Source organism: Solimicrobium silvestre, from assembly GCF_002976435.1.
GTDB classification, from domain to species: domain Bacteria; phylum Pseudomonadota; class Gammaproteobacteria; order Burkholderiales; family Burkholderiaceae_D; genus Solimicrobium; species Solimicrobium silvestre.
In genome coordinates this window covers 22,050-43,859 of record NZ_PUGF01000008.1, presented here as the reverse complement: position 1 = coordinate 43,859, position 21,810 = coordinate 22,050, and the positions used below count along the sequence as shown (strand labels likewise).

Annotated in this window: 18 protein-coding genes; 11 read left to right on the top strand and 7 right to left on the bottom strand. The window is 46.3% G+C overall.

The window, feature by feature from the left end:
• Positions 1–54: 54 nt before the first annotated feature.
• A complete protein-coding gene (locus S2091_RS09730; RefSeq protein WP_105531624.1) occupies positions 55–1,437 on the bottom strand; it encodes an ATP-binding protein in 1,383 nt (460 codons plus the stop codon).
• Complete coding sequence (locus tag S2091_RS09725) at positions 1,413–2,075, bottom strand: response regulator (RefSeq protein WP_105531623.1); 663 nt, start codon at positions 2,073–2,075, stop codon at positions 1,413–1,415. Before S2091_RS09725 ends, S2091_RS09730 begins: the two co-directional genes overlap by 25 nt.
• A 266-nt stretch (positions 2,076–2,341) precedes the next feature.
• Between S2091_RS09725 and S2091_RS09720 the strand changes: the two genes are divergently transcribed.
• Both S2091_RS09720 and S2091_RS09715 read left to right on the top strand, forming a co-directional pair.
• Positions 2,342–3,334 carry a YncE family protein gene (locus tag S2091_RS09720; protein WP_105531622.1) on the top strand — a complete coding sequence of 331 codons (993 nt, stop codon included), beginning with the start codon at positions 2,342–2,344 and terminating at the stop codon, positions 3,332–3,334.
• A 43-nt stretch (positions 3,335–3,377) separates the two neighbouring features.
• Entirely contained in the window at positions 3,378–4,160 is a 783-nt protein-coding gene (locus S2091_RS09715) for a hypothetical protein (RefSeq protein ID WP_105531621.1), read from the top strand.
• 17 nt (positions 4,161–4,177) lie between these two features.
• On the opposite strand, the gene S2091_RS09710 is transcribed toward S2091_RS09715, so the two are convergent.
• A complete protein-coding gene (locus S2091_RS09710; RefSeq protein ID WP_105531620.1) occupies positions 4,178–4,594 on the bottom strand; it encodes a MarR family winged helix-turn-helix transcriptional regulator in 417 nt (138 codons plus the stop codon).
• Between the two features lie 107 nt (positions 4,595–4,701).
• Between S2091_RS09710 and S2091_RS09705 the strand changes: the two genes are divergently transcribed.
• Positions 4,702–5,553, top strand: coding sequence for an alpha/beta fold hydrolase (locus S2091_RS09705; RefSeq protein ID WP_105531619.1), 852 nt, complete (start codon positions 4,702–4,704; stop codon positions 5,551–5,553).
• A gap of 345 nt (positions 5,554–5,898) precedes the next feature.
• A complete protein-coding gene (locus tag S2091_RS09700) occupies positions 5,899–6,294 on the top strand; it encodes a VOC family protein (RefSeq protein WP_105531618.1) in 396 nt (131 codons plus the stop codon).
• Between the two features lie 354 nt (positions 6,295–6,648).
• On the opposite strand, the gene S2091_RS24780 is transcribed toward S2091_RS09700, so the two are convergent.
• From S2091_RS24780 to lipB, 3 genes are all read right to left on the bottom strand, one after another.
• Entirely contained in the window at positions 6,649–7,098 is a 450-nt protein-coding gene (locus S2091_RS24780; protein WP_165794960.1) for a DUF3592 domain-containing protein, read from the bottom strand.
• Between the two features lie 69 nt (positions 7,099–7,167).
• Positions 7,168–8,160 (bottom strand): lipoyl synthase, encoded by a 993-nt coding sequence (lipA, locus tag S2091_RS09690; RefSeq protein ID WP_105531616.1) that lies wholly within the window; start codon positions 8,158–8,160, stop codon positions 7,168–7,170.
• Complete coding sequence (gene lipB / locus S2091_RS09685; RefSeq protein WP_105531615.1) at positions 8,157–8,801, bottom strand: lipoyl(octanoyl) transferase LipB; 645 nt, start codon at positions 8,799–8,801, stop codon at positions 8,157–8,159. Before lipB ends, lipA begins: the two co-directional genes overlap by 4 nt.
• A gap of 750 nt (positions 8,802–9,551) precedes the next feature.
• On the opposite strand from lipB, the gene S2091_RS09675 reads away from it, so the two are divergent.
• From S2091_RS09675 to S2091_RS09650, 6 genes are all read left to right on the top strand, one after another.
• On the top strand, positions 9,552–12,095 hold the full coding sequence (locus S2091_RS09675; protein WP_105531613.1) for a TonB-dependent receptor: 2,544 nt from the start codon (positions 9,552–9,554) through the stop codon (positions 12,093–12,095).
• Positions 12,096–12,198: 103 nt separating this feature from the next.
• A complete protein-coding gene (gene gabT, locus S2091_RS09670; RefSeq protein ID WP_105531612.1) occupies positions 12,199–13,479 on the top strand; it encodes a 4-aminobutyrate--2-oxoglutarate transaminase in 1,281 nt (426 codons plus the stop codon).
• Positions 13,480–13,488: 9 nt separating this feature from the next.
• On the top strand, positions 13,489–14,943 hold the full coding sequence (gene gabD, locus S2091_RS09665; protein WP_105531611.1) for an NADP-dependent succinate-semialdehyde dehydrogenase: 1,455 nt from the start codon (positions 13,489–13,491) through the stop codon (positions 14,941–14,943).
• 256 nt (positions 14,944–15,199) lie between these two features.
• Positions 15,200–16,570 carry a glutamine synthetase family protein gene (locus S2091_RS09660; protein ID WP_105531610.1) on the top strand — a complete coding sequence of 457 codons (1,371 nt, stop codon included), beginning with the start codon at positions 15,200–15,202 and terminating at the stop codon, positions 16,568–16,570.
• Positions 16,571–16,682: 112 nt separating this feature from the next.
• Entirely contained in the window at positions 16,683–18,137 is a 1,455-nt protein-coding gene (locus S2091_RS09655) for an aspartate aminotransferase family protein (RefSeq protein ID WP_105531609.1), read from the top strand.
• Positions 18,138–18,371: 234 nt separating this feature from the next.
• The gene (locus S2091_RS09650) at positions 18,372–19,034 is read left to right on the top strand and encodes a thiol:disulfide interchange protein DsbA/DsbL (protein WP_105531608.1); all 663 of its coding nucleotides are present in this window, start codon (positions 18,372–18,374) and stop codon (positions 19,032–19,034) included.
• 168 nt (positions 19,035–19,202) lie between these two features.
• On the opposite strand, the gene S2091_RS09645 is transcribed toward S2091_RS09650, so the two are convergent.
• Positions 19,203–19,838 (bottom strand): PEP-CTERM sorting domain-containing protein, encoded by a 636-nt coding sequence (locus S2091_RS09645; protein ID WP_105531607.1) that lies wholly within the window; start codon positions 19,836–19,838, stop codon positions 19,203–19,205.
• A gap of 454 nt (positions 19,839–20,292) precedes the next feature.
• Here S2091_RS09645 and S2091_RS09640 point away from each other — a divergent pair, with 454 nt between their 5' ends.
• The gene (locus tag S2091_RS09640) at positions 20,293–21,513 is read left to right on the top strand and encodes a lactonase family protein (RefSeq protein WP_105531606.1); all 1,221 of its coding nucleotides are present in this window, start codon (positions 20,293–20,295) and stop codon (positions 21,511–21,513) included.
• The last annotated feature ends 297 nt before the right edge of the window (positions 21,514–21,810 follow it).

Genomic DNA, 21,810 nt, shown 5'->3' with positions numbered 1-21,810 from the left:
TGTTTGCTAACAACAACGGAAAAAAGTTCTGGGATCAGTAAAGTTTAAGCAAGTTTATTTTTTGTCCATCGTCGCGAAATCTGACCTTTGAAGCAGTGGCAATTTAACTTGTGCGACAAGTCCACTGGCGCTCGACAGATTTGCACAACGCATCGCCACTTCACCACGTAGTTTAGTGACTATACTTTTTACTATGGATAAACCTAAGCCCGAACCGGTTTGCTTACTGCCCAGTATGCGATAAAAAGGATCGAATACGCGTTCCTGTTCTTCTTGTGAAATGCCCGGGCCATTGTCTTGAACTTCAATTACTGCCCAGGCATTGTCGATTTTAATCATGACATCAACCCGCCCTTCTATATTGGTATAACGAATTGCGTTGTCGACTAAATTACGTAACACCGTTACCAGGTCAACCTCACTTGCTTCAACGTATACCTCGGCGTTTTGCTCAAGCCCAATTTCTATTTTCTTTGAGTCGGCCAAGGGCATCATTTCTTCAAATACTGTTTTGACCACAAGCTGCAAAGATACCGGCTGAAGCTTGGTCGGCAAGTCGAGTTGAGCACGCGCCAGCGCAAGTAATTGCTCAACTAATTCATTTGCCCTTTTCAGCCCACGCCGGAACTCATGCAGTTGTCCTTGCACCGCATCAGGTAAAGCGTGGGTGGCAAGATTTTGGGTTTGAAGTGATAAGGCCGTTAGCGGAGAGCGCAATTCATGCGCCGCGTCTGCGACGAAGCGACGCTGCTGCTCAAGAACCAGCGAAAGTCGAGATAGCATCGAATTGATTGAAACAATAAATGGTCGTAATTCAGTAGGTAAATCATGGCTGTGTAATTCCCGCATATCTTCCGGGTGACGCGCATTGAGTTCGGCCGACAGTTTTGTTAATGGTGCCAGCATCCAGCGTAAAACGGCAATGATCAAGACGATCAAAAATGGAATTAGCACCAATATCGGCACCAAGGTGCGAAATCCTGCATGTTCTGCGATTTCATCCCTGACTTCAGTTCTTTGCCCCACCACCAATTTTTCCCCGGATGGTAAAGGGCGAACAAATACACGCCATTTTTTGTGCTGAACTAGTAACGTTTTTGTGCCATTAGTCAGGTTATTGGGAAATTTAATGTCAGTACTTGGTTCAGATGTAGCGACGCTAGAATTGGGGTCAATAAGCTGCACGATGAAGTGTGATTCAGGATCTTCCAGCTCACTTGGTGCCAGGGCATTGGCTTGCCCAACCGTTAATCGCTCGGCGTCAGTCATTGCCGCGATGTCGCGTAACTGATCGTCTTGCAACTCGTGCGCGTCATGAAATGCCGAGTAAAATCCTATCGCTCCAATCGACATTGCGGCGATAACCATGACTATCGTGAGAGCTAAAGCGATCCGGAATTGCAGCGAAGAGCTTAATTTTGTTTTGAAACCATCCATCCTAATCCTCTTACGTTTTTGATCGCCTGCGGCCCCAGTTTTTTGCGTAAGCCATGAATCAGAAATTCAATCGCATTACTTTCAACTTCTTTATCCCATTGGTAAAGTCGATCTTCTAAGTCTTGCCGTGAAAGAATCGCGCCGGGCCTGATTAACAGCGCTTCAAGAAGAGAGTATTCACGCGCGGATAAGCGAACCGGCAAGCCTTCAACGGTGGCTTCGCGAGTGACCAGATTTAAACTGATGCATCCATTTTCCAACAGCGAATTTGAATGCCCGCTTTTACGTCGGATAACTGCGCGGATACGTGCCAACAACTCGCCAATTTCAAAGGGCTTCAGCACATAATCGTCGGCACCAAGATCAAGTCCTGCAATGCGGCTCTCAACAGCATCACGCGCTGAAACGATTAATACTGGCGTGACATTTCCTGCATTTCTTATAGTGCGAAGTACCTCAAAACCGTCCGACTTGGGTAAGCCGAGATCCAGCAAAATTGCATCATAGTGTTGTGTTTGTGCGGCCGTTATGGCGAGCTGGCCGTCATTTACCCAATCCACCGCATAATGGGCATTTCTTAGTGCAAATGCCATCGCGTCGCCGATCATCGTGTCGTCTTCTACCAGTAAAATTCTCATAGTTTTTTTAATTATTGGTTATTTTCGCCGCGATTTTTATGCCATAACGTGAACAAATACTCGATTGTAAAACGGAAGTCTTAGCGCTGAATTAGCGTTAATTATTAGCTTCAATTATTTCAAAATCATGCCACTTTATTGTGACTTCTAAGTATTACCTAAGTAAGTGACGATATTGTGTGCTGGGTTGGACTTCACCCTGATCAACCATGTTCGCCAGAACACAGTTAAACAAATGCCATGTATGCCCACAAAAGGAAATAGCAATGAAATTCAATTTTAAACTCACCGCACTCTTGTTAGCCCTCAGTAGCACTGCCTTTGCTGCTGCGCCTGCCTATAAAATCGTCGACACCATCGCAATTGGCGGTGCTGCGAAATGGGACTATCTGTATGTCGATAGTGAAGCGCATCGATTATACGTAACGCACGGTACTCAAACTGAAGTGATTGATACGCAAACCAACAAAGTAGTGGGCACAATCGCGAATACACAAGGTGTGCATGGCGTGGCAATTGCCCGCGAGTTGGGAATCGGTTTTACCAGCGACGGGGTAACAGATTCCGTCAGCGTGTTTGATTTAGCTACCTTAAAAGTAAGTTCCTCCATCAAAGTTGGCACCAAGCCAGATGCCATTGTGTACGCACCGGTTAGTCAAAAATTGGTGGCATTTAATGGTAAGTCCAACAATGCCAGCATTATTGATGCAAAAACTTTGAAAGTCATTGCGACAGTTGCGGTTGCCGGTAAACCGGAATTCGCTGTTGTGGGTGCGGATGGTAACGTGTATTTCAACTTGGAGGATGTGGGGCAAATCTCTTCCATTAACTTGGCAACGAATACCGTGTCACAAACTCACTCATTAAAACCGTGCGAAGAACCAACGGGTTTGGCGATGGATGACAAACAGCATTTGTTTTCAGTTTGTGCCAATAACCTGATGATGGTGAGTACTACCTCAGGTAAAGTTATCGCCCAGCCTGCTATTGGCAGCGGCCCGGATGGCGTTGCATTCATGGACGGTTATGCATTCAGTGCCAACGGTGCAGATGGAAATATGACCGTTGTAGGTGAAGTAAATGGTAAGTTCCAGGCTGTGGCGACGATTCCTACTCAAGTTGGCGCACGTACTATCGCAGCTGACCCCGCGACACATCGTTTATACCTGCCAACGGCTGATTTTAAAGCCGCACAAGGTACTGAAAAACGCCAAGGCATTCCAGACACATTCCGCGTGTTGGTATTGCAGCAGCAATAAAGAAGCAGTAATTTAGTTGAACCTATAAGAAAACGTCACTCGTATGAAGAATTCTGCTTTGAGTAAGTTGTTTAGTTGCACTGCTCGCTTGATTGTATTGTTGAGTTTCCCCCTGTCTGCATTTGCTATCGGTGGCCCGCCGCTGGTGACGGATGATCCGGATACGCCGGGTGATGGGCATTGGGAAATTAATCTGGCGACAATTAGCCAACGTACTGCGTATGGCTACGCGGTTGCTGCGCCAGATGCTGATATCAACTATGGCGTAGGTGAACATATTCAGCTCAAAGCAGATATTCCCTGGACGTTTGCACAGCAGCCAGGCGAGGGTTGGAAATCTGGCCCGGGCTTTGCCAATTACGGCGTCAAATGGCGCTTTATTGATGAGGAGGATGCCGGTTTCTCGGTTTCCACTTACCCACAATATGAGCACAGTCTAAGTTCGTCTTCCATCACACGTGGCATTGCACCAAGTGGCGGCCAATTTTTTCTGCCGCTTGAGGTATCTACCAAGATGAATGAATTTGATCTGGACATGGAAGTTGGCCGCAACTTTGTGCAAGGCAATCCAAACCAGTGGGAAGCCGGTTTTGTGATCGGTCATGAATGCGTTAAAGATGTGGAATGCCTGGCTGAAATTCATGAAACATTGACCGATCGTTTTTCCGGTAATGCCAGCTCTACGCAAACATTACTAAATTTAGGCCTAAATTGGAAATTAACGGAATCAATGACCCTGCTTGCTGCAGCGGGTCGTGAATTTGGAAAACAAAGCAACAGTCAAATTTACTCTCTTTTTTATTTGGGCATTCAAATTACGCGCTAGTTGGTATTTAACGGCAGTCAGGTGTTATTCAACAATGCCTTGCGTGTGAGCGCTAAGAACTGCGCTTGTTCTGAGTCGGAAAGGTTTTTGAACGAGTCATCAATAACCTGTTCGGCAACGACTAAACCTTGTTCCAAAACATGTTGCCCTTTTGGGGTCAGGCTGTAGATCAGAGCCCGGCCCATACCTTGCTGACGTTCCACAAGCTCCTTCGCTATCAGACGCGTCGCTAGCGTGCCGAACGACTGATCAGTTTGAAAAGTTTCTTCTGCTAACGCGTGCGCCGATACGCCCGGGTTAGCGTCAATTGCTCTTAAAGCATCCCATTGCGCCAGGGTTGAGTCCACTTCGCGCAAGCCTATTTCTAAGCGCCGATGATTGAGATTTTGGAGTTGTTTGATCGCACGACCTAATTCAAGCACATTGATGTCCATAATTTAATGTAAGGATATTTATATAAATATGTTGCAATCGGCGTTTCAAGCAATTAATATAAACATGTTTATATAAGGATTGTTATTCTAACATAGGAGAGTAAAACATGGAAACGCTTACAGCACCAACTGTTTCAGGTCATTCTGCAACTCATTTTGAAGAACAACTAGATGCTGCTTTAGTCATGAACGCACTACTCAACACCGATGGCCGCGCCGCTATCAGCGACAAGGGCACGGGGCGTGCCATTCTGGTACTACACGGCGGTGGCGGCGTCTCGACAGTTTTTGGTTTATCTCAAGCACTCGTTGCGCAAGCGCGGGTGATTTTGCCCACGCATCCGGGATTCGACGGTACGCCGCGCCCCGCACACCTCGCTTCGGTCACGGAGTTAGCGCACTTTTATTTGACGCTACTTGAAAAACTGGGTTTGGATGATGTAGTCGTGATCGGTTCTTCAATCGGTGGATGGATCGCTGCTGAAATGGCCGTGATAAATGCTAGCCGCATTAAAGGATTGATCTTACTTAATTCAGTCGGTATTCAAGTGCCAGGTGAAACCTTGACGGACGTATCTCGACTAACGCCACCGGAGCTGATACGACTTGCCTCCCATAATCCTGAATTGATACTGCGCAATATGCCGCCACCGACAGCGGAACGTCAGGCTATTCAGGCAGCGAATGCGGCATCGCTGGCCGCATACACGAAAAGTACTTCAATGATGGCGCCGGGCCTACGTGAAAAGCTCGCACTCGTTGCGGTTCCTGTTTTGGTACTTTGGGGTGAGAGCGACGGAATAGCTGCCCCTAATTATGGCAAAGCCTATGCAGAAGCTTTTGCCAAAGGGAAGTTTGAACTCATTACCGAAGCCGGTCACTTGCCACAAATCGAGCAGCCAGCACGGGTGCTGGCGCATATTGAAAACTTCATTAGCGAGTTGGATTCGGCAGCTTAACGAACAGCCTCAGCGTGAAGTACTTCCGCTCATTGCTGACACTCTATTGCATGTCCAGGGTCTCGCAATAAATCGATTTATGACTCTGAATGTAGTCGCTCATCTGGTGGTAAGCTCTGAGCTGGAAAGTTACGTCGGCGGTAAATTGTAACCGCTCGCAGTTATTGAAGTGAGGGTTCCGGCGGGAATGCCTATTCGAATCTAGTGATAGAAATCCCTTAGATGTTTAAAGATAGAACATATAAAATACGTAAATTCAATGTTGAATTTACGTATTTTTTTCAAAATCTCGTGAAAAAAATCAATGCAGTTGGTGAGCTTTAATGAATTTTGAAGGGTGTAAAAATGCAACTATCAAACTATTTATTTTTTACTGATTCCTGTGAGCAGGCGCTGGAGTTCTATACACAATGCGGTCTTGGTCATGTCGTGCATACACTTCAATATGGCAAAGATGGCATGCCGGTGCCAATAGAATCACTGCGGGGGAAAATCATGCATGCCAAATTTGAAGGGCCAGGCGTGATGTTCTATGCGTCCGATAATCACGATGCAGAACCTATGCGAGGTTCTGCCCACATGCTAACGATGGATGACCGAAAACAAACTGAGAACCTTTTTGGTTACATGGCCAAGAACGGCGTCATCACAACACCGCTCGGCATGCAACCATGGGGAAACTTTTATGGAAAATTGACAGATCAGTTTGGCGTTCAGTGGATGTTTGACTGTCCAGTCTAGGTAGTCAATCGCAAAAAAATCAAATTCTGAAAAGCTGAATAGCCATTTCTGTACTATTTTTATCTCACCAACTACTGACCATCCACACCAACTGTGAACGTTCAAAAGTTGGTGAGAAACTTTTCCGAAAACAGGCCATTTTTTTCAGAAGTTCGTGAGAAACTGTTCAGAAGTTCGTGCGACTGTTGTCAATTCAGACTTAGGTCTATAGTTGTTGCTGTTGCCTTTGCCGGTACCACCGCAAAATTCCCAATTCGTCGTGAACAGCCCGGTAATTAATTGTGTTACCAGTTTGCGGAATGACGTAACGGCAAACACCTCTAAACCGCTTTAGATAATCAAATATATTCCCTGTTACCGCCTGGCTTTAAAACTGATCATTGCCAAAAAAACGCAAAGCAACATCAATAGCGGAGTGATGATCAAACTAGTCCAAGTGTCGCCTGAAATGTCTCCAGGAGAAACGACGCTCTCGTCAGGGGAGTCGGGCTTATAAAATACATGAACCTTAGATCCTACTGGATGCGTTGAGACAATCTGCTTCACATCAGATCCGCATTCACCACCAAACCTATAGTTTCGTCCCGCATAAAAATTCCCACTGACTGAATAATTGTATGTGAAGAGCAATCCGTAGTTACATCCTTTTCCTCTGTGGTGTGACCAATCGGATTGAGTGACTACGCCATCAACTGCTGGCCAGGATTGTGATCTGTATGCACTATATCCATCTTTCGATAAAGATAATCCAAAAAGGCCTAAAAGGACAAAGATCAAGATTGGGAGTGCAAGATTTTTCAACATTATCATCTCTTCATATGTAGCTGAAAGCGTTACTGAAAATTCTCACCAACTACGAAAGTTTCTCAACAACTACTGACCATCCACAACTACCCCAGCCTCATGCGCCTGCACATCAGCATGGTAAGAACTACGCACCATCGCACCAACGGCAGCGTGCGCGAAGCCCATTTTGTAGGCTTCTTCTTCAAACATTTTAAAGGTGTCAGGATGCACATAACGGCGCACCGGCAGGTGATTTCCGCTAGGCATCAAGTATTGGCCGATGGTCAGCATGTCGACATCGTTGGCGCGCAGGTCGCGCATTACTTGCAGAATCTCTTCATCGGTTTCACCTAGGCCGACCATGATGCCGGATTTGGTTGGCGTGTTTGGATGCGCTTCTTTAAACCGTTTGAGTAGGTTTAAGGAGTACTCATAATCGGAACCCGGGCGCGCTTCTTTGTATAAACGCGGTACGGTTTCCAGATTGTGATTCATCACGTCTGGCGGCGATGCTTTGAGAATTTCTAAGGCGCGATCCATCCGGCCACGGAAATCTGGCGTTAAAATTTCAATGCGAGTATGTGGGGATAATTCGCGCACTTTTTCTATACAGGCCGCAAAATGTCCAGCTCCGCCGTCGCGTAAATCATCGCGATCGACCGACGTAATCACTACATAGCTGAGTTTTAATTTGGAGATGGTGGTCGCTAAATTGAGCGGTTCGTTTTCATCTAAGGGATCTGGCCGGCCGTGTCCTACATCGCAGAATGGGCAGCGACGCGTACATTTGTCGCCCATGATCATGAATGTGGCAGTACCTTTGCCGAAGCATTCGCCGATATTCGGGCAAGACGCTTCTTCGCACACGGTGACTAAACCGCTGGCGCGCAGGATGTCTTTGATTTCATAAAAGCGGGTATTCGGCGAAGCGGCTTTGACGCGTATCCAACTCGGTTTAGCAAGCTTTTCGTATGGCACGATTTTGATGGGAATTCGCGACGTTTTATTCGCGCCCTTTTGCTTTTCGCTCGGGTTGTATTCTGGTGTGACAGGAGTTGCGATGTCGGTCGGATTGGTCATGATAGTAAATGCTGTAATTGGTTAGCTAATGTCATTTGCACTTCGGGCAACGTGGCGGTTATTCCTAGCGAGCGCATATCTACGCACGTTAAGTCGGCATATCCGCAGGGATTGATCGTGGTAAAAGGTGTTAAATCCATCGCCACATTCAGCGAAACTCCGTGGTAAGTGCAGCCGCTGGCACGTACTTTTAAGCCGAGTGCCGCAATTTTTGCGCCGGCCCATGCGCCATCACTCATATAAATACCCGGCGCGCCGGTTTTGCGTGCGCCAGCCAGATTATACGTGCTTAGGGTATTGATGACGGCCTGCTCTATTTTTTGCACAAATTCACGCACCAGACCTTGTCGGCGCTGGCGTTTTAAATCGAGTAATAAATAAATAACTACTTGCCCGGGCCCGTGATAAGTCACTTCGCCACCGCGATCAGTCTGCACCACAGGGATGTTGTTCGCATTCAGCACATGGCTGGTATCAGCCGCTAGACCCAAGGTGTACACCGGGTCGTGTTCGACTATCCACAACTGATCGGCAGAATCCGCCGTTCGGTTGTCGGTGTAGGCGCGCATGGCGGCAAAGGTGGTGGCAAAAGGTTCGTGACCGCGATCAAGAATGCTGATGGGGAAGTTGTTGACTGGCATAAGGCCGCTAGTGTACCAAAATTGCTGGGGGCTGAGTATGGATGCTTAGTTGCTAACGGTTGGCAGAAGGTGACTAAGAGGTTGGCGAAAATGGGCCAGCATAGTTTGAGTAATTAACTCAAGCTTGTTTTTAAATCTGAATTTGGTTCGTTAGATGGTTAGTTGTGTGCGAGTGAGCGGGAATTGATTTGGAATTAATGCCTCTATTTAATTTAAGAATACCCTAGTATTTATATTTAAATATGCACCTTATAGCTAATATTTACATTGATTTATTAATATACTGCTGAATAAATATGGGTTTCATTGGTAGGAAAGTCATTGAATTCGTTAAATTTTTTTAAAAATAGGTGGAGTATGTTATTCGGCCTAAAAAAGCTATTTTTTGCTGATTATTTGCAGATTTATTTTAATTTTCACGGCATTAAATCTGGTTTGATAGCCGTATTTACTTTCGTAAATCGACAACTTGACATTCAAAACCAGTCATTTATGAGCAAAATTTTGCCGAATAGAATGGTTTCATCAAAAATGATCCATATGGTTTGGGCAAAAATATCGAGTCTGTTCTGCGTAGGAGCGCAGTGGTGTTGCTGATTGGCGTAACTTGTTGGTATTGCTGATTAGGTAAACATGGGCGGAGTTATCGACGGATGTAAAGTTTAAAAAAAAGGCATTGCGATGCGACGCCGAAATAAGTGCATAACCTAGAAGCATAACCATTATAAATAGCAGCTGGAGACTTAAAATATGAAACTTCGCACCAAGCGTTTAAGCATCGTTATTGCAGTAGCATCTGCCTTTATGGCCACCGCGGCCACCGCACAGGAAGTGGCCGCAACGGCCCCACTTGCTAACCCTGCACCAACTACAGACGCACAACCAGCGGTACCGGTTGCTGAGGCTGCATCCGTTGATCAAACACCAGCCCCCGAGGTAAAGCAATCTGCTGCGGCAGCATCGGCAGCAGCAAAATCGGGTGGAATTCAAACTGTTGTTGTTACCGCGCAAAAACGTAAAGAAGATGCCAGCAAAGTGCCGCTCAGTATTAGCGTGCTTGGTGGTGATGAACTGACCTCACAACACATTGGCGATTACGCCGACATCACTCGCGCTATCCCGAATATTTCATTCTCAGGCGGTGGCGGTGGCGGCGATGCCGGCGATGGGCCGGGACTGTCAAATATTGAAATCCGCGGTATCAGTTCAAGTGCTGGTGCGGCAACGGTTGGTATTTATATGGATGACGTTTCCATGACGGTCGCCAATTTATACAGTATGGGTAGCGCTGAACCAAAATTTTTCGATTTGGATCATGTAGAAATATTGCGTGGACCGCAAGGAACCTTGTATGGCTCAAGCTCGATGGGCGGTACGATTAAATTCATTACCAACCAGCCAAATCTAAAAGAACAAACTACCGATGTGTATACCGAATTTTCTTCATTTAAAGGTGGTAAAGACAGCTATACCGGTAATGTTGTATTTAATCAGCCGCTGACACCGGGCGAACTGGCTTTGCGCGTTGGTATTCAAGGTGGACATCAAGGTGGTTATATTGATCAGGTTAATGCGAATGGCAATGTGATTGATTCTGGTATTAACTGGCAAGATGATTCTGTGTTGCACTTAGCCATGAAGTGGGCTCCAACCAAAAATTTAACGATCACGCCATCTGTTTTCTACCAAAAGGTAAAAACTGGCGATACCGATGTTTCATATACTCAAGTGCTTGAAAGCGGCCAGCAAAATGGCATTATTTTGCCGCCATATCAAACCAGTAAAATCATGCACGAACCTGGTAGCGATGAATTGCTGGTGCCTAGTTTGACGATTAGTTACGGCACGGATTTGGGCGATTTGACTGCAGTAACCAGTTACTTTAAGCGCACCTTCTCGCGTATTCAAGACGGTTCCGAAACCAATAGTGTGCAACTGGGTACCAGCGGCTCTTATATTGATAATGTTAATTATCCAGCCTTCGGTGCTGCGGTGGCCGCCTTGCCTTCCGCTGTTACGTTGAATAATCAAGTGGCACAATTTTCGCAAGAAATTCGCTTTGCTTCTAAACAGTATGAACCCGGTGGCTCACCGATTACCTGGCTGGTTGGTGCGTATGCTGCCAACGAGCACACGAGTATTATTGAAAACGATTATGTTTATGGTTTAAATAAAACTTTTTCAAATTTTGGCTTGAGCCCGACAGATCCGACCGTATTTGTTCCTGGCACTTATCTACCGGGTTTTCCTAGTGATAATACTTTCGCAGGCGGCTATAAGTTCCATGATACCCAACAGTCGATTTTTGGAGAAATGAGCTACTACTTTGTGCCGACCGTCCATGCCACAGTTGGGCTGCGCTATTTACATGCACAAGAGGTGTTCTCCAGTTTTCAGAGCCTGTTCTACAATGGTGGTAACACCACAAATGACTCTACGCAAAGCGGTAATAAATCAACGCCTAAGCTATCCGTTATTTGGGAAGTATCGCCAACCAGCTCGGTATTTGCTTCAGCAGCTGAAGGATTTCGGGTAGGTGGTAATAATGACGCGGTTCCGGCTACGTTATGCGGTTTGCCAGGACCGAATCCACTCTCATTTAATTCAGATTCATTGTGGAGTTATGAAGTAGGTAATAAATCACGTTTCCTGGATAATAAAGTGACGTTTAACAGCTCCTTGTTTTACGTTAAATGGAAAAACATGCAGCAAGAAATTGAACTGCCATGCAGCTTTGATTACAACGTTAATGTCGGCTCCGCAACTTCATATGGCGCAGAGGTTGAATTAAAAGTAAAACCAATTTCAAGCTTGTTAATTGACCTTGCTGGCGGTTATACCCACGCGACATTAGATAATAGTGACGGTGCGGAAACTGGTGTCGCAGGTGCTGTAGCTGGTGCAAATATTCCAGGCGTGCCACGCTATAACATTGCTTTAACAACGACCTATAACTACGACATTACCGATAACTACTTTGGTTTCTTGCGTGGCGCTGCACGTTGGACCGGTGCTAGTAATGGCGGTTTCTCTGAATTGCCAAATTCAAACGGCACGATCACTCCACCGAATCTTTTCGCGGGCGTTCCAAATCCAGACTTTAATCGCCCTGCTTATCACACGATAGACGCAAGTACTGGCGTTTCTTGGGGTGCGTGGGAAGCGACTCTGTTTGTGAAAAACATGTTCAACAATAATATGATCATCCAGCGTCCGATTGTGCAGGCGACATTAGGTGAAGTGTATCGGATGGAGCCGAGAACCATTGGTATGAGTTTGTCAGCCAAGTTCTAACTTTGTTTGACGTGTTGTAAAAAATCGATAGCCGAAATTAAGGCTATCGATTTACTTATCAATAAAGTTGTAGTGCGCTCAATAGAATAAATAGGAAAATGCAATGAACTCGAATCAAGAATGGAAATCCCGCAAAGATGCAGCGACACCGCGCGGTGTCGGCGTCATGTGCAATTTTTATGCAGCACGTGCGGAAAATTCTGAAATTTGGGATATTGAAGGCAAGCGCTATATTGATTTCGCGAGCGGTATTGCGGTAGTCAACACCGGTCATCGCCATCCGAAAATCGTCGCCGCCATTCAGCAACAATTAGAGCATTTCACGCATACCGCTTACCAGATTGTGCCGTACGGTAGTTATGTGGAATTGGCTGAAAAAATTAATCAACTCACTCCGGGTAAGCATGCCAAAAAAACGGCATTTTTTACCACCGGCGCTGAAGCAGTTGAAAACGCCATCAAAATTGCCCGTTCTGCGACCAAACGCCCCGGCGTAATCGCCTTCTCTGGCGCGTTTCACGGCCGTACTTCAATGGGCATGGCGCTTACTGGAAAAGTAGATCCATATAAAATCGGTTTCGGCCCATTTCCTGGTGAGGTGTATCACGCACCATTCCCAAGTGAGTTGCACGGCATGTCGGTGGAAGGCGCACTCAGCGCATTGCAAACATTGTTTAAAACGGACATTGAACCAGCCAAAGTGGCGGCTATTATTATTGAGCCGATACAAGGTGAAGGTGGATTTTGCGTCACGCCAGTCGCGTTCATGCAAGCGTTACGTGCCATCTGCGACCAACACGGAATTTTGCTGATTGCAGATGAAATCCAAACCGGCTTTGCCCGTACTGGCAAGTTATTTGCGATGGAACATTACGGCGTTATTCCTGACTTGATGACAATCGCAAAAAGCTTGGCCGGCGGTATGCCATTATCCGGCGTGTGCGGAAAAGCTGACATCATGGATGCGCCAGCACCCGGTGGTTTGGGCGGAACTTACGCCGGTAATGCGCTGGCAGTCGCCGCAGCGTTAGCGGTGCTCGATATTATTGACGATGAAAAACTGATCGAACGTGCCAATCAATTGGGACAACGCTTAACCAATCAACTGCACACCACGATGCAAGACCAAGGTGTAAAAAGCCGGGTTGCAGAAGTGCGCGGTTTGGGTTCAATGATTGCGATTGAATTTAAGCATCCGGAAAGCGGCAAGCCAGATGCTGACTTCACTAAAAAAGTACAGGCGTATGCATTAGATAAGGGTTTGCTATTGCTGAGTTGCGGCGTCTATGGCAATGTAATTCGCTTCTTGTACCCATTAACTATCACCGATGCGCTGATGACCGAAGCACTAGGTATTCTGGATGCGGCTCTTCGTGCCAACTAAGGAGTAATCATGCTAACTTTAAAAGACCCTAGTCTGTTTAAACAACAGGCTTATTTGAATGGCTTATGGTGTGACGCCGACAATGGTGAAAACATCGCTGTAACCAATCCTGCCACCGGAGTAACGCTCGGATTTGTGCCGAGTATGGGCGCGGCAGAAACGCGGCGTGCCATCACTGCTGCGAATGCTTCTTTTAAGGCATGGCGCTCTTTGTTGGCCAAGGAACGCTCCGCTATTCTGCGTAAATGGTATGAGCTAATGTTAGTGAATGCCGACGATCTGGCAGTGATTATGACCGCCGAACAAGGTAAATCATTAACCGAATCCCGAGGCGAAATTGTATACGCCGCTTCTTTTTTAGAATGGTTTGCGGAAGAAGGAAAGCGCATTTACGGCGAAACAATCCCTACTCCAACACATGGCCGCCGCATTATGGTTACCAAAGAGCCGATCGGTGTTTGTGCGGCGATTACACCGTGGAATTTTCCTTCCGCGATGATTACCCGCAAAGCTGGTCCGGCCTTAGCAGCCGGTTGTCCGATGATCGTCAAACCTGCCGCGCAAACGCCATTTTCTGCATTAGCGTTGGCCGAATTAGCGCACCGCGCTGGTGTTCCTGCCGGTGTGTTTAGCGTCATCACAGGCAAAGCATCTGCGATAGGCGGGGCAATGACTGCCAGCCCTATCGTTCGCAAATTGACCTTTACCGGCTCAACTCAAATCGGTCAGTTGCTGATGCGCCAATCGGCGGACACGGTTAAAAAATTGTCGTTGGAGCTTGGCGGCAATGCGCCATTTATCGTATTTGACGATGCAGATTTAGATGCTGCCGTTGAAGGGGCATTGGCATCTAAATTCCGGAATTCAGGACAAACTTGCGTCTGCGCCAACCGCTTATATGTGCAAGATAAAGTGTATGACGCGTTCGTTGCAAAACTTAGCGCAGCAGTTCAGAAATTAAAAGTCGGTGACGGCTCTGTGGCAGGTACAACGCAAGGCCCGTTGATCGATATCCATGCCGTAGAAAAAGTGGAAGAGCATATTGCGGATGCGTTGGACAAAGGCGCAAAAATTGTATTGGGCGGCAAACGTCACGCGCTTGGCCAAACTTTTTTTGAACCAACCATTTTGTCAGGAGTCACACAATCCATGAAAGTGGCGCGGGAAGAAACCTTCGGGCCACTCGCGCCGATTTTCCGTTTTCACACCGACGAAGAAGTCATCAGCATGGCAAATGACACCGAATTCGGCTTGGCTTCTTACTTCTTTAGCCGAGATATTGGCCGTATCTGGAACGTGGCGGAGCAACTTGAATATGGTATGGTGGGAATTAATACCGGCATCATTTCAAACGAAGTCGCACCATTTGGCGGTGTCAAACAGTCGGGCTTGGGGCGCGAAGGTTCTAAGTACGGGATGGATGATTATTTGACTGTTAAGTACTGGTGTATCAGCGGTATGTAAGTAAGATTTACGTAAAACCGCCCCAGCGGCGTTGCACTCTCCTTGCCGTACTAAAGTACTGTCAGCGTCGGTGCGCCTTGCCGGAACAATTTTACGTAAATCCTAAAAAACCAAGGAGATAACATGAAATTCTTTAAAATTTTTGCCAACTTTACGCCAGCAGAGCCGTAGCTTTTTTAATTCTGCAGGTCGAAAATAAGATGAACTTGCTGAAGCTAAGTTCAGAGCAAATACCAACGAAATAAGAGAGAAACTCATGTCTTTACGCCAAAATTTTTCATACAACGATATGGATCAGTGGCTCAACGAAAAGCGCGTTACTGAAATTGAATGTCTGGTACCCGATTTGACTGGTGTTGCGCGTGGAAAAATTATGCCGCGTACCAAATTCACCGAAGATCGCGGTATGCGAATGCCGGAAGCGGTGCTTGGAATGACGGTAACTGGTAACTATCCAACCGATAACGCCGCCTATGAGCGTGCTATTTCTGCGATTGACCGCGATATGATTTTGCGGGCTGATCCAAACACCATCACGATGGTACCTTGGGCAGCTGACCCAACCGCGCAAGTGATCCACGACTGTTATTTTTCCGATGGTTCCCTGGTTGATTTTGCACCGCGCTCAGTCTTGCGCCGGGTGCTGAGTTTATACGCAGAAAAAGGTTGGACTCCTATCGTCGCACCAGAATTAGAGTTTTATTTAACAGCAAAAAATATTGACCCGGATATTCCGCTACGCCCACCGGTTGGCCGTAGTGGCAGGGCTGAAACCAGCCGTCAAATTTATAGCATTGATGCGGTGAATGAATTTGATCCCCTGTTTGAAGATATTTACGATTACTGTGAATTGATGCAGCTCGATGTCGATACCCTGATTCATGAAATCGGTGCCGGCCAGATGGAAATTAACTTTTTGCATGGCGAGCCGATGGGCTTGGCTGATAAAGTTTTTTTCTTTAAACGTACTTTGCGTGAAGCGGCTTTAAAGCACGATATGTATGCCACCTTTATGGCTAAACCAATGACCGGAGAACCCGGTTCAGCCATGCATATTCATCAGAGCGTGGTGGATACTAAAACCGGTTTGAACATTTTTAGTAATCAAGACGGCAGTTCTTCCGAAGCGTTCATGCATTACATAGGTGGCCTGCAGCGTTACATGCCAGCCGCGATGGCGATTGTCGCGCCTTACGTCAATTCGTATCGCCGCATTGTGCGTCATACCGCCGCGCCGATTAATATTCAATGGGGTAAAGATAACCGTACAGTCGGCTTCCGCGTACCTGAATCTGGTCCGCAAGATCGCCGAGTTGAAAACCGTGTGGTGGGCGCTGACGCCAATCCGTATTTGGCCTTGGCAGTGACCTTGGCTTGTGGTTATTTGGGGATGATAGAAAAGCTTGAGCCAACGCCAATTACGGTTGATAGCGCCTACGATCTTGATTATCAATTGCCGCAAAGTTTGTCGGAAGCGTTAGAAGGCTTACGGAAAGAAACCCGTTTGCGTTACATCTTGGGTGACCGTTTTATTGACGTTTATTCCGCCATCAAAGAGTTGGAACACAGGGAATTTATGCAGGTTATCAGCCCTTGGGAGCGTGAGCATTTACTACTGCACGTTTAATCAACTATAGCTAAACCTAGCCTAAACTAAAAACCAGCAAGCACGCAGCGCAGAATAATGTTTTCCATTCTGCGTGCTTTGCTGCATCTAATCACCCACAAAAAGGTTGATCATGTACTCAAATAAATCAGATCCAATTGCCATCGTAACACCCTCAATTCGTGCATCAGACGTTCAGAAAAAATATGATACGCGTGCAATTCAAGAATTAGATGCCGCGCATTACATCCATTCCTTTACCGATACCAAAGCATTAGCCAGCGTAGGCGCGCGAGTCATTGTTAAGGGTCAGGGTATTTATATTTGGGATTCGGAAGGAAAACGCCTGCTGGATGGAATGTCTGGATTGTGGTGCATGAATGTTGGTTACGGACGTAAAAGTATTGCGGATGCGGTGTATGTGCAAATGCAGGAGCTTCCTTACTACAACAGCTTTTTTCAGACGACCAATGCTCCTGCGGCGCAATTGGCGGCTAAGTTAGTCGAGATTTCACCGCCGCAGTTCAATCATGTATTTTTTACTGGTTCCGGCTCAGAAGGTAATGACACCAATATTCGCATGGTGCGCCGTTATTGGGATCTGCTGGGCTTTAAAGAGCGTAACGTTATTATCAGCCGTCATAACGCGTATCACGGTAGTACTATCGCAGGCGCCTCGTTGGGCGGTATGTCCGGCATGCACGATCAGCAAATCGGTATAGCGATTCCCAACATCGTTCACATCGGCCAGCCCTATTATGTTGAAGGCGGCAAAGGGAAAACACCGGAAGAATTTGGGCTGGAAGCGGCTGGTTGGTTAGAGCAAAAAATTCTGGAAGTCGGCGCAGAAAAAGTGGCTGCTTTTATTGGTGAACCAGTGCAAGGCGCGGGCGGCGTGATTATTCCACCATCCACGTATTGGCCAGAGATTCAGCGCATTTGCGACAGGTACGGCATCTTGTTAATAGCCGATGAAGTTATCTGTGGCTTCGGGCGTTTAGGTCACTGGTTCGGATCAGAATACTTTGGTATTAAGCCGGATCTGATGACTTTTGCCAAGGGTGTCACTTCCGGTTATATCCCGTTGGGCGGGGTGATGGTAGGGGATCGGGTCGCTGATGTCTTGATTGAAAAAGGCGGCGACTTTAACCACGGCTTTACCTATTCCGGCCATCCCGTGGCTTGTGCTGCGGCGTTAGAAAATATCCGTATTATTCAAGAAGAGCAGTTAGTTGAAAAAGTACGCAACGAAACCGGCCCTTACTTGAAGAAAAAATTTGCAACGTTAGCGGATCATCCGTTGGTCAGCGTGGCAGAAACTTGCGGCTTTGCTGCTGGCTTAAATCTGGTGCAGAAAAAAGGCGCAACCGTGCACGACTGCGTACCCTTTGATTCAAAACTGGAAGTCGGAATGATCTGCCGTGGCCACATGTTTGGCAATGGCATGATTATGCGTGCCGTGGGGGACCGCATGATCATCGCGCCGCCGCTGGTGACCACGATTGCAGAAATAGATGAAATGATCGAGTTGATACGTCATTGCCTTGACGCTACGTTGGCTGATTTGAAAGCGCGTGAATTAATGTAAGTATTGGTTGACGGGTTTAAGTAGTACAGGCACAGAGTAGGACAGAGTTCTTCCTCGGTTTGCGTATCAAATACAGTTGATGTGTTTGATGCGCATTTTTTTGTCTGGCTAAATGCTAAGAATAAGAGAATATCTTGCAGGCAGGAAATTAATGTAAAATTATTCCACTCTGTTTTGTTGGATGTCTGCTTGAGCACTCCAGCTATTCACCATTAATTACATGTAAAGGTTCCCATGCGCGCCATCAGCTTTGTTTGCACTTCTTTTTTGTTTATTGCCAATCTCGCTTTAGCCACGCCGACTATGCCAATTAACGGCGCAGAATATACGACTTTAGCTACGCCACAGCCAGTGACGTCGATTGGTAAAAAAATTGAAGTGATCGAATTTTTTATGTACCACTGCCCGGCCTGTAATACCTTAGAGCCGGCATTGTTGGATTGGGTTAAAAAGCAGGGCGCGAATGTAGAGTTTAAGCGCATCCATGTCCCGCATAACGGGCTCAACGATGCTGAGGCGCATCTGTTCTTGACCTTGGAAGCGATGAAACTTGAAGATACCATGCACAGTAAAGTGCTGAACACCTGGCATGTTGAGCATCATCAATTATTGAGAGATGAAGACAATCTTGAGTGGGCAGTAAAAAACGGGCTCGATAAAGAAAAATTTTTAGGTTTTTATAATTCGTTCTCCGTGATCAGTAAGCTACATAACCTCAAGAACGTCATGGCAAATTACCATGTTGACAGCACCCCAACTATCGTCGTGGATGGGCGCTATTTAACTAGCATGGCATCCGTTGATGAGAGCAATAAAGACTTGGAGCACGTAGCGCTAGATAAAGCCACTTTGCAAGTAGTTGATGCTTTAGTGGCGCAGGCACGCGCTAGTAAATAATAAAGCACATTGCTTGGATGATGAGTTAAATCGGGCAAGCCTGCGTGTAGCATTGATCGGCTGTATCCGCCAAAAGTGAGTTGGCATTCAAGCCGTTTTTGTGAAAATTATGGTCGTTCAAAAAAACAAACCCTCCGTAGAGGGTTTGTTCGACTTCAGTTTATACAATTAAGCTGCTTGTTTTTTGCGTCTTGCAAAATAAAATCCAATTAGGCCAATGCCAAGGAGAGCAAGAATCCCAGGTTCGGGAACAGTCCCAGGCTGGGGAGCGGCCCCTTCCAAACGTATGTTGTCGATCAAGAAAGCGTCATTTTCTGCAGACGGACCAAACGATATTTCACTAATACCGCTGAGATTTTCTAGGCCAACAAATATTCCGCTATTACTATTTGGTCTGGCATTGAAGTTGAACGTATCCATTTCGTTATTTGCACTCAGTACGTTGATGGTTGTGTTTCCGTTACTCACGATTTCGAATCCGACCATGGAGTAATCCGTCGTAAAGTTGATCGTAGCGGAACTAGTGCAACATCCGCCGGGACCAGCAAAGTTATCGGCTCCAACATTACCGGCATCTGAGAAAAACGTAGTTCCGTAAGAGGTATCTGCCCAAAAATTGCTAAAAGTAACGCCAAGTCCGCTGTATTGGTTTGTGATGGGAGTAGAGTTGCTAAGTGTTTCGAATGTAATGTCAGGTCCGCTGCTGAATGATCCAATTCCAACAGATACTGTGGGCGTGGCATATGCGGTAGAACCCGCTGCTGTCATCAATACAGCTATAACTAGCGCTACTATTTTCTTCATGAATGAACTCCCTTGGTGTTAAGTTTTGGAATGAATTAATGTAATCAAAAATTGCCAATAGTGATTATGGTAAGCAAAAAATGTACCAGTTAATTATTTCCTTATATAACAATTACTTATGGGAAATTACTGGATGAAGAGCAACATCTATGTAAAATTTTCCGACAAAAATATAAAATAAAGACAATATATTCAACTAGTTATCTCTGAGTTGAATTTCACATCAGCGGATAAAGCTAGACAACAATTTGCACTTGAATACGCCTAACATTCTGAATTCCATTCTATTTAGTCGTCGTAAAAATTTTTTCACTACTTTTAAATAAAGTGTAAGGAATCCGTATTACCAAAGACAAAGGGTATGCAAACTGCACATCATCCGCTGTGATGGGCCATGAAGATGGCTATGTGGTGTTTTGCTGACCAACATTTCACTCTCTTTGAAAGGTAATACATGAAACATTCACCTCAGCTTTCAGCGCCACGGATTTTGGGCGGAATTACAATCAGCTGTCTGCTTGCTGCATTAAGCGCTTGCGGCGGTTCTAGCTCTTCAACGCCAGCGACAACATCTAATGCTACAGCGCCTGTCATTGCACCGCCATTAGCCAACCAGCTATATACGCAATCGAATGAAACCGCCAACGTGATTGTGCATTTTTCACGCTCTGCCACTGGCGCTATTACCGTGGTAGATCGTACTAGTACCGGAGGGGTAGGTACGAATGGGATCAAAAGTGGTGGCGCACCGGCCGCTCCAGGTCCTGATACTTTAGCTAGTCAGCATAGCGTCATCATTAGCCCGGATAAATCAACGCTGTTTGCGGTGAATGCTGGGGATAATTCTATTTCGGTATTTGCGATTAATCAAACCACCGGTAGTTTGACATTGGAAAAAAACACGTCAACCAATGGCCTTACACCGAACAGCCTGGCTTTTAATAACGGCTATTTATATGTCACCTTTCAAGGTGGCTCAGATCAATTAGGTGCTTACCAGGTTGGTAGCGGCGGCGGGTTAACTCAGGTAGGTTTGTATAGCTTGGCGGTCGCTGGTGCAGCACCGAATCAAGTCGTTATTTCACCTAACGGTAGTTTTGTGGTGGTCAGTGCTGGTCATGCCGCGAACGCCATCGTTTCTTATCCTATCAATGGTGACGGTTCGCTTGCTACGCCGATCGTAAATGTGACCGGTAACACGCCATTTGCTGGTGCGTTCATGCAAACCGCCAGTAACTGGGTTTATTTGTCGACCAATATTGGCGGCATGGGACTGGGTTCATTTTCGTTCTCAACGAGTGGCGCATTGACGGCCATTGCTTCTGGAACTAGCGGCGTTGCAGCGCCATGCTGGCTGAGTATTACACCGAATAACCAGTTTGCTTATGTGGGTAATGGCGCAGGTGCAATTTCATCTTATTCGGTCACAACAGCGGGTGCGGTGAGTTTATTAAGTGCGCAGGCGGCAACAGAGCCGTCAGCAATTACCGGTGTAAATAGTGTGGCGGCAGATTCGTGGGTTAGTCCAGATGGCTTGTATTTGTATTCCGATTATCTGGGTGACGATAAAGTGGTGGCGTATTCCATCAGCAGCACCGGTGTATTGACTAAAATTAATCAGGCAGTGCTTGGCACGGCAACCGGATTGAGCATGCAAGGTTTGGTCGGGATTTGATTTGATCAGGATTTCATTAGAACCGTCCTGTTCTAATGGATTTTGATGGTAGTTGTATGCGTATTACAGTAGTGAAGAATTTAAAGGCAGATCTTCTGTAGTGCGAATTAAAAATGAAATCTCGATGTAACCCAACGCAGTGGTACTTTGTGCGTTGGGTTTTTTTATATTACTGAACCCGTTTCTTTTCCTCTTTTTTGACTTTTTTATCGGCCTTTTTTTCTTTCATGGTTTTTGCTGGTTCCTTTTTTACTGCTTTTTTACTGTCTTGTGCTTTGCTCATGATTTTCTCCATTC

What these genes read in the sequence shown, in the direction of transcription:
- S2091_RS09715 (WP_105531621.1), top strand. Translation starts at nt 3,378, where the DNA reads ATGAAGAATTCTGCTTTGAGTAAGTTGTTTAGTTGCACTGCTCGCTTG.
- lipA (WP_105531616.1), bottom strand. Translation starts at nt 8,160, where the DNA reads ATGACCAATCCGACCGACATCGCAACTCCTGTCACACCAGAATACAAC.
- gabD (WP_105531611.1), top strand. Translation starts at nt 13,489, where the DNA reads ATGCTAACTTTAAAAGACCCTAGTCTGTTTAAACAACAGGCTTATTTG.
- lipB (WP_105531615.1), bottom strand. Translation starts at nt 8,801, where the DNA reads ATGCCAGTCAACAACTTCCCCATCAGCATTCTTGATCGCGGTCACGAA.
- S2091_RS09730 (WP_105531624.1), bottom strand. Translation starts at nt 1,437, where the DNA reads ATGGATGGTTTCAAAACAAAATTAAGCTCTTCGCTGCAATTCCGGATC.
- S2091_RS24780 (WP_165794960.1), bottom strand. Translation starts at nt 7,098, where the DNA reads ATGTTGAAAAATCTTGCACTCCCAATCTTGATCTTTGTCCTTTTAGGC.
- S2091_RS09675 (WP_105531613.1), top strand. Translation starts at nt 9,552, where the DNA reads ATGAAACTTCGCACCAAGCGTTTAAGCATCGTTATTGCAGTAGCATCT.
- S2091_RS09640 (WP_105531606.1), top strand. Translation starts at nt 20,293, where the DNA reads ATGAAACATTCACCTCAGCTTTCAGCGCCACGGATTTTGGGCGGAATT.
- S2091_RS09645 (WP_105531607.1), bottom strand. Translation starts at nt 19,838, where the DNA reads ATGAAGAAAATAGTAGCGCTAGTTATAGCTGTATTGATGACAGCAGCG.
- S2091_RS09725 (WP_105531623.1), bottom strand. Translation starts at nt 2,075, where the DNA reads ATGAGAATTTTACTGGTAGAAGACGACACGATGATCGGCGACGCGATG.
- gabT (WP_105531612.1), top strand. Translation starts at nt 12,199, where the DNA reads ATGAACTCGAATCAAGAATGGAAATCCCGCAAAGATGCAGCGACACCG.
- S2091_RS09705 (WP_105531619.1), top strand. Translation starts at nt 4,702, where the DNA reads ATGGAAACGCTTACAGCACCAACTGTTTCAGGTCATTCTGCAACTCAT.
- S2091_RS09655 (WP_105531609.1), top strand. Translation starts at nt 16,683, where the DNA reads ATGTACTCAAATAAATCAGATCCAATTGCCATCGTAACACCCTCAATT.
- S2091_RS09710 (WP_105531620.1), bottom strand. Translation starts at nt 4,594, where the DNA reads ATGGACATCAATGTGCTTGAATTAGGTCGTGCGATCAAACAACTCCAA.
- S2091_RS09660 (WP_105531610.1), top strand. Translation starts at nt 15,200, where the DNA reads ATGTCTTTACGCCAAAATTTTTCATACAACGATATGGATCAGTGGCTC.
- S2091_RS09650 (WP_105531608.1), top strand. Translation starts at nt 18,372, where the DNA reads ATGCGCGCCATCAGCTTTGTTTGCACTTCTTTTTTGTTTATTGCCAAT.
- S2091_RS09720 (WP_105531622.1), top strand. Translation starts at nt 2,342, where the DNA reads ATGAAATTCAATTTTAAACTCACCGCACTCTTGTTAGCCCTCAGTAGC.
- S2091_RS09700 (WP_105531618.1), top strand. Translation starts at nt 5,899, where the DNA reads ATGCAACTATCAAACTATTTATTTTTTACTGATTCCTGTGAGCAGGCG.